Raw genomic sequence first — 11,612 nt, 5'->3', positions numbered from 1 at the left:
GGTCTCCGGGTACCACTTCAGGTCTCAGCATTCAGTTGGGCAGGATCCTGAGGATTCCGGTCGCGTCCAGGATCGCCCTGCCGAGGGTAAAGACGCTCGCGGTGTCCTGGCCGGTGGCGCGCCACTCCTTCGCGGTGTACCACTGGCCGGCCTTCTGGAACCGGTCGGCGGTGAGGCTGTCGAGGATGTAGGTGTTGTCGTTGAGGGTGACCTCGCCGGCCGGGATCACCGCACCGGAGTTCTGCACCATGCCGGTCGCGGTGGTCCCGCCGCGCATCGTCACCTGGTTGCCCGAGACGACGATGTCGCGGAGCACGTTGGTGCCCCACGGGCCGGAGCCGCGGGTCCGGGACTGGATCGCGATCCCGTTCACGTTGTTCGCCACCACGTTGTCGCGGACCTGGACGTTCGACGACGTGTTCACGTTGATCCCGCCGCCGTCCCACAGCGACGTCCCCGAGCCGCGGCCGGTGCCGAAGCCGTTGCCGCTGATCACGTTGTCCGCGATGACGCCGTTGCGCCCGATCTCGTAGCGGATCCCGTCCGCCGCGTTGCGGAGGATCTGGTTGTTGCCGAACGTCCGGCTGTCGTCGTAGGCGTCGCTCCACAGGCCGATGCCGCGGTTGTACTGGATGAGGTTCCCGCTCACCGAGCCGCCGCTGGACCAGGTGGTCTTGATCCCGCCGGACTCCCAGTCCGCGATCCAGAAGCCGTCGGTGTTGTTGTAGCTGACCTCGTTCGACGCGATGGTCGCCTTGAGTGTGCTGTACTGGCCGATGCCGAGCTGGCCGTTCGAGTGGATGTGGTTCTTCTCCAGGACGGCGCCGTCCGCGTTCACCAGCATCGCGCCGACCGCGTGGTTCCAGCGAATGTCGTTCGCGAACACCTTCCACCCGAGGCCGAGAACCACGGCGCCGCCCTGCGGGGGCGTCGCGAAGTGCTCGATCGTCAGCCCGCGGACGGTGACACCGGTCGCACCGGACTCGATCGCGGTCCGCGTCTTCGACATCTCGATCGAGTGCCCGGCCGGGTCGCTGCCCAGGTAGACGGCGTTCGCCGCGTAGTCGGCGTAGAAGGTGCCAGGGGCAACCTTGTCGCGCGTTGCCACCCGGGTCAGGTGTTTGCTGTCCAGGAACAGCTGCTCGGCCAGGTAGCAGATGTTCGCCGTGTTGTCCTCACACTGCCCGGTCTGCGGGTACGCCGGCGGCAGGGCTCCCGTGGTCACCCAGTCGCCGTTGTCCGGCGTCCAGCGAGTCAGCCTGACGGATCCGGTGAGTACGGCGCCGCTGTTGCCGGCGAGCACCTGGTCGGCCTTCGGGCGGATCGTCTCGGTGATCCGGTGCCAGCCGGCGGTGAAGCAGAACGTCGTACCGTTCGGCCACGCGGCGACGACCCGGGCGGCGTTGTCGGTGGTACGGATCGTCACGCCGGTACAGGGCGGCGCGAGCGCGGGACCGGTCCGGAACGTGCCGTCGGCCGGTGGTGTGGACACGGTCTGCTGGTCCTCGAACGGCAGGCCGTCGCCGGCCGGCGCGCTACTCGCGGGCAGCGGGCCGACGGCAACCAGTCCGGTGCCGAGTGCAACAAATGCCAGAAATGTAATTCTCATAGCGGAGCCTCCGGTGGCACAGGTAGCCCTGAGCGCACCCCCCATGGCGCGGCTTCGCTACGCAGGTTACCCCTACGTCACGTAGTCATGGCAATACGTAGCGCACAAATATGTTGCGATGAGCAAGCGATCGAGCGGCGGTCCGATCGGTGGTCCGGTCGGTGGTCAGTCGGCGAGGAAGCTGCCGATCTTGTCCAGGCCCGCCTGCCGCCAGCCGGCCGCGGTGAGCTTGGCGCCGAAGCGGGAGAACCGCTGGGTGGCGAGGTCGTCGAGCAGGTACTTGTTGCCGCTGAACACCACTTCACCGGCCGGCACCTCGGCGCCGGAGTTCTGCACCATGCCGGTGGCCTGGGTGCCGCCGGTCATCTCGATCGTGTTCCCGGTGACCTCGACGTCGCGCAGCAGGTAGGTCCCCCACGGGCCGGTGCCCCTGGTCCGGGACTGGATCGTCACGCCGTTGACGTTGCCCGACACCCGGTTGCCCTTGACCGTGACGCCGGACGAGGTGTTCACGTTGATCCCGCCGCCGTCCCACAGCGACGTCCCGGAGCCGCGGCCGGTGCCGAACCCGTTGCCGGTCACCGTGTTGCCCTCGATCGTGCCGTTGCGGCTGATCTCGAACCGGATGCCGTCCGCGGCGTTGCCGACGATCTGGTTGCCGCTGATCACCCGGCCGTCGTCGGCGACGTCGGCCCACATCCCGATGCCCTTGTTGGCCTTGATCACGTTGCCGCTGACGGTGCCGGAGGAGCGCGTGGACTTGATGCCGCCGGACTCCCAGTCGGCGATCCAGAAGCCGTCGGTGTTGTTCGAGCTGATCACGTTCCGGGTGACGGCCGCGGCGGCCGAGCTGTACTGGCCGAGGCCGAGCTGGCCGTTGTGGTGGATCAGGTTCTTGTCGACCTTCGTGCTGTTCGCCTTGACCAGCATCACGCCGACCGCGTGGTTCCACCGGACGTCGTTGGCGGTCACCTTCCAGCCGGGCCCGGAGACGAGCGCGCCGGCCTGCGGTGCGCTGGCGAAGTGCTCGATGGTCAGCCCGCGAACGGCGACACCGCTCGCGCCGGACTCGATCGCGGTCGCGGTCTTCGACATCTCGACCTCGTGACCGACCGGGTTGCTGCCCAGATAGATCGCGTCGGCCGCGTAGTCGGCGTAGAACGTGCCGGCCTTGACCGCGGCCAGGCTCGCGACCCGCGTGAGGTGCGTGTCGTCGAGGAACAGCTGCTCCCGCAGGTAGCAGATGTCGGCTGTGTTGTTCTCGCACTCACCGCTCTTGCCGTACGCCGGGGGCAGCGCGCCCCGCACCACCCAGACCGACCCGGAGCGGGCCCACCCGGTCAGCGGGACCGAACCGGTGAGGACGGCGCGCTGGGCGCTGGCGAGCACCTGGTTCGCCTTGGGGCGGATGGTGTCGCCGATCCGGTGCAGGCCGGCCGCGAAGCAGAACGTCGTACCGGCCGGCTTCGAGCTCACGATCGCCTGGGCGTCCTGGCCCGGCGTGATCACGACGCCGGTGCACGGCCCGGCGACGGCGGGCCCGGCCTCGTCGGAGTCGACGACCGGCGGCTTCGGGAGCTTGGGCTCGACCGGCTTCGTCGGTGTCGTGGCGGGCTTCTTCGGATGCGTGGTGGTGCCGGGCTTCTTCGGTGCGACAGTGGTGGTGGCCGTGGGCTTCGGAGACGTCTTCGCGGGTGGCGTCGCGGTCGACCTGCCCGGGCGGTGCGAAGGCAGCGCGCGGGACGCGGCCTGCTCGGACTCCTGCACCTTCGCGGTGGTCGTCGCCTTGTTCTCCTTGGCGATCACCGGCACCGCGACTGTAACGACCGCGACCGCCGCAGCGATGAGCGCTCCGAACCACAACTTCCTCAATGCACTCTCCTGGGAGCGGGCGAGACAGAGCGGGAGACAGCGGGGGACAAGGTGTAGCCATCCAGGGACTTAAGGTAGTGCCATGCGGGTCGCAATGCTGCACAACCGTTACCGGACCGGTCAACCCAGCGGCGAGAACACGGTTGTCGCGCAAACGATTGATTTGTTGCGTAACTCAGGACATGAGCTCGACTTCTACGCCCGGAACAGCGACGACATCGCCGAACTCGGGCGAAAAGATCGCGCACTGTTACCGTTCCGCTCCGTCTGGTCATTTTCGGCGGAACGCGATTTAACAAAGCTATTGCAGGCGCAGCGGCCCGATGTCGTGCACGTGCACAACACTTTTCCGTTGTTCAGCGCGTCGGTGCTGCGTGCGGCGTACCGGCTGGACCTCCCGATCGTGGCGACGTTGCACAACTTCCGGCTGCTCTGCGCGAACGCCGTGCTGCAGCGCGACGGCGGGCCGTGCGAGTCGTGTGTCGGCAAGCTGCCGCTGCCCGCCGTGCGGCACGGGTGCTACCGCGAGTCGCGCGTGCAGACCCTGCCGCTGGCATTGAGCATCGGCGTACACAACACCCTGCACACGTGGCAGCGGTACGTCGACACCTTCGTCGTCTCGTCCGCGTTCGTCGGCGAGCGGTACGCCGCGGCGGGATTCGATCCGGAGCGGTTCGTGGTGAAGCCGCACGCCGTGCCGCATTCGGGGGCGGTGCGCAGCGGTGCCGGGGACGCGGTCGTGTTCCTCGGGCGGCTCAGCGAGGACAAGGGATTCGCGGATCTCCTGCAGGCGTGGGATTCCTCGCTCGGCCGGCTGGTGGTCGTCGGCGACGGTCCGCTGCGGGCGGCCGCCGAGGACCGGGCCCGCCGGGACCCGTCCGTTCAGGTGCTCGGGCAACTACCGTGGGCGGCCGGGATGGAAATCCTGCGGTCAGCGCGCGCCGCCGTCGTTCCGGCGCGTTCCTATGAGAGCTTCGGTCTCGTGGTGGTGGAGGCTTTCGCCCACGGCGTGCCCGTGGTGGCGTCCAGGCTCGGGGCGCTCGCGGAGCTGGTCGACGACGGAGAAACCGGTGCCCTGACCGTGCCCGGTGATCCGGAAGGATTGCGGAAGGCGATCGGGTTGGTGGCTGATCCCGAGACTTCGATAGCCTTCGGCGAACGAGCCCGTCAGGTCTACCTGGAGCGCTTCACACCGGAGCGCGACCTGGTGGCCACGGAAAGGATCTACTCCGATGCGATCGCCCGGCACTCCGCCAGCGACCGGGCGCGCACGGCAGGTTCAGGACACGAGCACGGCTGACGCAGGGGGCGGCGTCGTGCCGGAGGGACATCAGGAGTTCGCGTTGGGGGATAGCAGTTCGGGTGGCGCGGTGCAGGCGCCACGGGTCGGCTGTGTGGCCGGGGTCTTCGACCTGTTCCACGTCGGCCATGTCGACGTGCTCGAGCGGGCGCGGCGGTACTGCGACCGGCTGGTGGTGGCGGTGCTGTCCGACGACTGGGCGCTGGACGCCTGGGGCGGGCGGCCGTTCGTGCCGCTGCTCGAGCGGGCGCAGATCGTCGAGCACCTGCGGTGCGTCGACGAGGTCGTCGCGGTCGACGACGTCCGGGCCGAGTGGCTCACCGGTGTCGTCGGCGCGCAGACCGTGTTCGCCGCGAGCGGCGCGGACGGCGTGCTGGGCGTCGAGGAGCTCGACGGGATCCCGGCCGGCCTGATCACCGTCCTGCCCGCCGGCCGCGGCTCCCGCAGCCCGATCCTGCGCGCCGCCATCGACCAGCGGCAGTCCCGCAGCTCGAACGTCGCATGAGCGAGCCAGCGGTGGGCGGAGCCGGGCTGCGGGCGACGGTCGCCCAGCTGTCCCGCGCGCAGAAGCCGTCGGCCGGGACACCGGCGTACTCGCGGTTCGTGAACCGGCGGATCGGCCGGGTGTTCGCGGCCGCGGCGTTCCTCGGGCGGCGCACGCCCAACCAGGTCAGCCTGGCGAGCGGCTTCTGCTCGCTGATCGGCATCGTGCTGGTGGCCTGCGTCCGGCCGTCACTGGGACTCGCGGTGCTGGTGACGGCGCTGCTCGTGCTCGGCTACGGGCTCGACTCCGCGGACGGGCAGCTGGCCCGGCTGCGCGGCGGCGGGTCGCCGTTGGGGGAGTGGCTCGACCACATGATCGACGCGGTCAAGATCGTGCTGCTGCACAGCGCCGTACTGATCTCGTTCTACCGTTTCGATGCCTTTGACAACGATCTGGTGCTGCTCGTGCCGCTGGCGTACGTGTGCATGTCGTCGGTGCTGTTCTTCGGGCTGATCCTGATCGACCAGCTGCGCCGCCGGCACGGCGCGGCCGGCGAGCCCAACCAGCGGGGCGATTCGGTGGTCAAGTCGTTGCTGATCGCACCGACCGACTACGGCGTCCTGTGCCTGGTCTTCCTCGCCTTCGGCACGCCGTCGCTGTTCGTCGTGCTGTACGGCGCGCTGCTGGCGCTGAACCTGCTCTTCCTGGCTGCCGCGGTCGCGAAGTGGTACCGGGAGATGGCCGCGCTCGGGGTGCGCGCCTGATGGCCGTCGTCGGGTACGCGCCCGGGGTGTACGACATGTTCCACATCGGGCACCTGAACATCCTGCGCCGCGCCCGCGAGCACTGTGACCACCTGATCGCCGGGGTCGTCGAGGACGACGTGGTGGCCCGGATCAAGGGCCGGCCGCCGGTGGTGCCGCACGAGGAGCGGATGGACGTCGTCCGGGCGCTCGACCTCGTCGACGAGGTGGTCAGCGACTGGTCCAGCGACAAGTTCGAGATGTGGCAGCAGCTGCGCTACGACGTGTTGTTCAAGGGCGACGACTGGAAGGGAACCGAGAAGGGGACCAGACTGGAAAGGCTGCTCGGCGAAGTCGGTGCCCAGGTGCACTACTTCCCGTACACCGCCTCGACGTCGAGCACCGATCTGCGCAGGCTTCTGGAGGGGATGAGCTGATGCCGGGCCGGCCGAAGGTACTGCTCAGCGCGTACGCCTGCCGGCCGGCAGGCGGGTCCGAGCCGGGCGCCGGGTGGGCGTGGGCGAAGGCCGCGGCGCGGGACCACGACGTCTGGCTGCTGACCCGGGGCAAGTTCGCGCACGAGATCGCCGAGGAGCTCGCGGCACGGCCGGTGCCCGGCCTGACCGTCGTACCGCTGGAGATGCCGCGGTGGATCCTGCGGCTGCGGCGGCGCCCGTCGGACGTCTACTGGTACTACCCCCTGTGGCAAGGGCTGGCGCGGCGGACCGCGCGGCGGCTGCACGCGGAGCACTCGTTCGACGTGATCCACCACCTGACCTTCGCGGTCGACTGGATGGGTGCCGGGGTGGTGGAGCGGTCGTCGGCGAAGGTCATCTGGGGCCCGGTCGGCGGGTCGACGACCGCGCCGTTGTCGATGGCGCACTGGCTCGGGCCGCGCGGTGTGATGGGCGAGCTCGTCCGCCGTGCGTACACCGGGATCCGGCGCCGCGCGACCGGGCGGCGGATGGCGCAGATCGCCGACCTCATGGTTGCCCAGAACAACGACGTCGCCGAGGTGTTCCGCCCGTACGCGCGGGAGATCGTGGTCCAGCCGAACGTGGCGATCCGGCGCTTCACCGCGTCCGGTCCGTACGAGCCGTTCGGCGCGCCCGGGGTGAAGACGGCGCTGTTCGTCGGCCGCCTGATCCCGTGGAAGGGCGTGCTGCTCGCGATCAGCGCGCTGGCCCGGCCCGAGGCCGCGGACTGGGAGCTGCGCATCATCGGCGACGGCCCCGACTGGGGTCGCGCGGAGAGCCTGGCCTGGCAGCTCGGCGTCCGGGACCGGGTCGAGTTCATGGGCGCGCTGCCCCGCGATGACGTCCTGGCCGCGATGTTCCGCGCCGACGCGCTGCTCGCCCCCGCGATTCGCGAAGCCGCCGGCTGGGCCGTCACCGAGGCCCTCGCGTCCGGCTGCCCGGTGGTCTGCGTCGACCGCGGCGGCCCGGCCGTCATCGTCGGCCCCGACGAAGGCGTGACCGTCCCGTGGCGCGGCGACGTGGTCGGCGAGCTGGCCAAAGGCCTGGCCTCCCTCCGCGGCCGCATCACCCCCGTGGACCGCTGGGGCCCCGACCGCCTCCCAGACCTCCTCGCCGAGTGGTACTCCCCGGCCCGCGTCACCCGCTGACCAACACGAGGGGATAACCCTGCCTGTTGGGGGTTCTGCGTTGGTACGAGAGCAGAGAACCCCCCACTCGAGGGGATATGGGTTGGAACGGGTTGTCCACAGGTGAGGCGACGGCGGGCGCGCGGGAGGGGCCGTCTGGTCAACCATTGAGCGGTGAACGTCCGACTCAAGCTGATCGCGGCAGACCAGGGCGGTGTCTTCAGCCGCCGTCAGGCGCTTGCCAGCGGCTACACGCCTGACCAGATCGTTGCCTACCTGCGGGACGGACGCTGGGAGCGAATCCGGCGCGGGCAGTACGCCGAGCCGGCCGACATCAGTCAGTTGGAGCCGTGGCAGCGCGCCGGATGGATTCATCGTCGGAAGATTCACGCGGCGATGAACTCACTGCGATCAGGTTCGGTGGCCGTGAGCCACCAGTCGGCGCTCGTACTGCACGGGTTGCCGACCTGGGCGCTGGACCTCAGCCGCGTACACGTCAGTCGAATCGAAGGGCGATCGGGCGGCACCGTCGCCGACGTACAGCATCATCTCGGTCGCCTGGCCCTCGAGGACCTGACCGTGGTCGACGGACGGGTGGTGACAACAGCAGGCCGAGCGGTTGTCGAGACTGCGTGTGCGACGTCCTTCGAGGCTGCTGTGGTCGGAGTCGACGCGGCGCTCCGGGCCGGCGGTTTGAGCGCTGAGGACATGCGCCGTCTGGTGGAGCTGACCGCGTTCTGGCCCGGGAGCGCGAACGCCCGCGCGGCGCTGCGGTTCGGGGACCGGCTCTGCGAATCCGTCGGTGAGTCGCGGATGCGGGTGTTCTTGTACGAGCAAGGTTTTCCTGCGCCGGTGCTGCAGGCTGAGTTCCGCGATCGTCAGGGTTTCATCGGACGCGTTGACTTCTACTTCCCGGAATACCGCCTCGTGCTCGAGTTCGACGGTCTGCTGAAGTACGGCGGCGGAGAGGCGGTTGTGTTGATCGGGGAGAAGCGCCGCGAGGACCGTCTGCGGGCGCTCGGGCTGACGGTCGTACGGAGCGTCTGGTCGGACCTGGATCACCCGGCCCGCCTCGCGGCGACCCTCCGCGACCAATTCGCCGCCGCCCGCCGGACTGCCTGACCCGCCCGCCCCGCCGAGCTTCGAGGGGATATCCGCGCGACTTGGGGGTTCTTCGTCGGCGTACCAACGGAGAACCCCCACGACGAGGGGGATAACCCCGCGTCGTGGGAGTGGAGGTCAGTCCCGGGCGGTCTTGCCGGGGAGGGCGAGCATGCGGTCGAGGGCGACCTTGGCGTGGTGCTCGGTGTCGGGGTCGACCTTGATCGGGTTGACGACGTGGCCGGCGACCAGGTTCTCCAGGGCCCAGACGAAGTGCGGCAGGTCGATGCGGTTCATCGTCGCGCAGTAGCAGACCGTCTTGTCGAGGAAGACGATGTTCTTGTCGGTGTGCTGCTTCGCGAGCCGCTGGACCAGGTTGAGCTCGGTGCCGACGGCCCACGACGTCCCGGGCTCGGCGGTCTCCAGCGCCTTGATGATGTACTCCGTGGAGCCGACCTGGTCCGCCTTCGTGACCACCTCGTGGCGGCACTCGGGGTGCACGATCACGTTCACGCCGGGGACCCGGGCGCGGACGTCGTCGACCGACTCGGCGGTGAAGCGCCCGTGCACCGAGCAGTGCCCGCGCCACAGGATCATCTTCGCCGCGGCCAGCTGCTCGTTCGTCAGGCCGCCGTTCGGCTTGTGCGGGTCGTAGACCACGCAGTCGTCGAGCGACAGGCCGAGCTGCAGGACGGCGGTGTTGCGGCCGAGGTGCTGGTCCGGCAGGAAGAGCACCTTCTCGCCCTGCTCGAACGCCCAGTTCAGCGCGGTCTCCGCGTTGCTCGACGTACACACGACGCCGCCGTTGCGGCCGCAGAACGCCTTGATGTCGGCGCTGGAGTTCATGTACGTGACCGGCACCGTCACGTCCGCGACGCCGGCGTCGGCCAGCGCGTCCCAGGCGGCCTCGACCTGCTGGATGCGGGCCATGTCCGCCATCGAGCAGCCCGCCGCGAGGTCCGGCAGGATCACGGTCTGCCCGTCGTTGGTGAGGATGTCGGCCGACTCCGCCATGAAGTGCACACCGCAGAACACGATGTACGGCGCGTCGGGCCGGGCGGCCGCGTCGCGGGCCAGCTTGAACGAGTCACCGGTGACGTCCGCGAACTGGATCACCTCGTCGCGCTGGTAGTGGTGCCCGAGCACGAACACCTGGTCGCCGAGCGCCGCCTTCGCCGTCAGCGCCCGCTCGACCAGGTCCGGGTCGGACGCCGGCGGGAGCGCGCCCGGGCACTCGACACCGCGCTCGGAGTGCGGGTCGGTGTTCTGCCCGAGGAACAGCAACGGAAGGGACTTCGAGCCGTCTGCGATCGTCGTCACGGCAGATATCGTCGCACGCCCGCCGCCGGACGCCGCCCGGCAGACGTCACTGCTCAGAGTGTGAAATCAGTACGCTGCGGGTGTGAAGACCGCAGGCCTCGTCCTGGCCGCCGGCGCCGGCCGCCGGATGGGCACGCCGAAAGCCCTCGTCCGCGACGCCGACGGCACAGCGTGGGTGGTCCGCGCCGCCCGCCTACTGGCTGAGGCAGGCTGCGCACCGGTGGTGGTCGTCGTCGGCGCTGCCCCCACCGAGGTCCGCGCCGAACTGGCGAACGAAACGGTCGAGGTCGTCGAAGCAGTCAACTGGCAGGAAGGCATGAGCGCCTCACTACGAGCAGGCCTCACAGCTGTCCCCGCTCAGGGCGTCGACGCGGTGGTTGTCGTGCCGGTGGATGTTCCGGGGCTGACGGTCGCCGCCGTGCGGCGGGTTGTGCACGAGGTCGGGTCCGAGGCGCTGGCGCGGGCGACGTACGACGGGATGCCGGGGCATCCGGTGGTGATCGGGCGGGTGCACTGGGACGGGGTGATCGCGTCGGCTCGGGGTGATGAGGGGGCGCGGGGGTACTTGCGGGCGCACGACGTGGTGCTGGTGGAGTGCGGGGACGTGGGGGACGGCGCGGACGTGGACACGGTCGCGGAACTTCCGCCGGGACACGGGTGAGGGTTGGCAAGTTCCGGAAGTAGGTGAATGCTGAAGGAGTGAGTGCCGTCGGCTCGGCGGCGGAGCTGGCCGAGTGTCTGCGGACGACCGGGTACCTAGCCGACGAGGGCTTGGCCACGGTCGGGTATCTCGCGCTCGCGCTGCATCGCCCGCTGCTGCTGGAGGGCGAGCCCGGCACCGGCAAGACCTCGCTCGCGTCCGCCCTCGCCGAAGCGCTCGACGTCGACCTGATCCGGCTGCAGTGCTACGAGGGCATCGACGCGTCGCAGGCGCTCTACGACTGGGACTTCCCGCGGCAGATCCTGCACCTGCGCACCGTCGAGGCGACCAGCTCCGACGCCGCGGTCGAGGAGGTGGAGAAGAGCCTCTTCGACGAACGTTTCCTGCTGTCCCGCCCGGTCCTGCGGGCGCTCCGCGAGAGCCCCGCCGTCCTGCTGGTGGACGAGATCGACCGCGCCGACGACGAGTTCGAGGCGTTCCTGCTCGAGGTGCTGTCGACGTACGAGGTGACGATCCCGGAGCTCGGCACGATCAAGGCCGAGGTGCCGCCGATCGTGGTGCTGACCTCGAACCGCACCCGCGAGGTGCACGACGCGCTCAAGCGCCGCTGCCTCTACCACTGGATCGACCACCCCGGCCTGGCCCGGGAGATCGAGATCGTCCGCACCCGGCTGCCCGAGGTGTCGGCCCGGCTCGCCGAGCAGGTCACCCGGTCGGTGCAGCGGATGCGCGACCTCGACCTGCTGAAGCCGCCCGGTGTCGCCGAGACCCTCGACTGGGCGCGCGCCCTCGATGCGCTCGGCACCGATGTCCTCGACATCGAGACCGCGGCCGCGACCCTCGGCGCCGTCCTCAAGTACCGCGAGGACACCGACCGCGTCCGCGAGTCCCTCGACCGGCTGCTGGCGAGCTGATCGCG

General features: G+C 69.9%; 11 protein-coding genes. 8 read left to right on the top strand and 3 right to left on the bottom strand.

Annotated elements, in window-relative coordinates; genetic code table 11:
* Positions 1-31 precede the first annotated feature (31 nt).
* Positions 32-1,609, bottom strand: a complete 1,578-nt coding sequence (locus ABZW60_RS24495; RefSeq protein WP_355480412.1) for a right-handed parallel beta-helix repeat-containing protein — start codon at positions 1,607-1,609, stop codon at positions 32-34.
* A 165-nt stretch (positions 1,610-1,774) separates the two neighbouring features.
* On the bottom strand, positions 1,775-3,481 hold the full coding sequence (locus ABZW60_RS24490) for a right-handed parallel beta-helix repeat-containing protein (protein WP_355480410.1): 1,707 nt from the start codon (positions 3,479-3,481) through the stop codon (positions 1,775-1,777).
* Positions 3,482-3,563: 82 nt separating this feature from the next.
* Between ABZW60_RS24490 and ABZW60_RS24485 the strand changes: the two genes are divergently transcribed.
* The 6 genes from ABZW60_RS24485 (at position 3,564) to ABZW60_RS24460 (ending at position 8,733) form a co-directional block, all read left to right on the top strand.
* Complete coding sequence (locus tag ABZW60_RS24485; protein WP_355480408.1) at positions 3,564-4,781, top strand: glycosyltransferase family 4 protein; 1,218 nt, start codon at positions 3,564-3,566, stop codon at positions 4,779-4,781.
* Positions 4,782-4,824: 43 nt separating this feature from the next.
* Positions 4,825-5,286: an adenylyltransferase/cytidyltransferase family protein gene (locus tag ABZW60_RS24480; protein ID WP_355480406.1), complete on the top strand. Its 462-nt coding sequence runs from the start codon at positions 4,825-4,827 to the stop codon at positions 5,284-5,286.
* Complete coding sequence (locus tag ABZW60_RS24475) at positions 5,283-6,029, top strand: CDP-alcohol phosphatidyltransferase family protein (protein WP_355480404.1); 747 nt, start codon at positions 5,283-5,285, stop codon at positions 6,027-6,029. The genes ABZW60_RS24480 and ABZW60_RS24475 overlap by 4 nt, the downstream gene beginning before the upstream one ends.
* Complete coding sequence (locus ABZW60_RS24470; RefSeq protein WP_355480402.1) at positions 6,029-6,445, top strand: adenylyltransferase/cytidyltransferase family protein; 417 nt, start codon at positions 6,029-6,031, stop codon at positions 6,443-6,445. The genes ABZW60_RS24475 and ABZW60_RS24470 overlap by 1 nt, the downstream gene beginning before the upstream one ends.
* Positions 6,445-7,632: a glycosyltransferase gene (locus ABZW60_RS24465; protein WP_355480400.1), complete on the top strand. Its 1,188-nt coding sequence runs from the start codon at positions 6,445-6,447 to the stop codon at positions 7,630-7,632. Before ABZW60_RS24470 ends, ABZW60_RS24465 begins: the two co-directional genes overlap by 1 nt.
* Positions 7,633-7,785: 153 nt before the next feature.
* Positions 7,786-8,733 (top strand): type IV toxin-antitoxin system AbiEi family antitoxin domain-containing protein, encoded by a 948-nt coding sequence (locus tag ABZW60_RS24460; RefSeq protein ID WP_355480399.1) that lies wholly within the window; start codon positions 7,786-7,788, stop codon positions 8,731-8,733.
* Between the two features lie 117 nt (positions 8,734-8,850).
* Here ABZW60_RS24460 and nadA read toward each other — a convergent pair whose 3' ends face one another.
* Entirely contained in the window at positions 8,851-10,032 is a 1,182-nt protein-coding gene (nadA, locus tag ABZW60_RS24455; protein ID WP_355480397.1) for a quinolinate synthase NadA, read from the bottom strand.
* Between the two features lie 82 nt (positions 10,033-10,114).
* On the opposite strand from nadA, the gene ABZW60_RS24450 reads away from it, so the two are divergent.
* Positions 10,115-10,693 carry an NTP transferase domain-containing protein gene (locus ABZW60_RS24450; protein ID WP_355480395.1) on the top strand — a complete coding sequence of 193 codons (579 nt, stop codon included), beginning with the start codon at positions 10,115-10,117 and terminating at the stop codon, positions 10,691-10,693.
* Positions 10,694-10,731: 38 nt separating this feature from the next.
* Complete coding sequence (locus ABZW60_RS24445) at positions 10,732-11,607, top strand: MoxR family ATPase (protein ID WP_355480394.1); 876 nt, start codon at positions 10,732-10,734, stop codon at positions 11,605-11,607.
* Positions 11,608-11,612 lie beyond the last annotated feature (5 nt).

Source organism: Kribbella sp. NPDC003557 (assembly GCF_040610805.1).
In the GTDB taxonomy this organism is placed as follows: domain Bacteria; phylum Actinomycetota; class Actinomycetes; order Propionibacteriales; family Kribbellaceae; genus Kribbella.
Note: the sequence above shows the minus strand (reverse complement) of the source record. Positions and strands in the feature narration are given on the sequence as shown.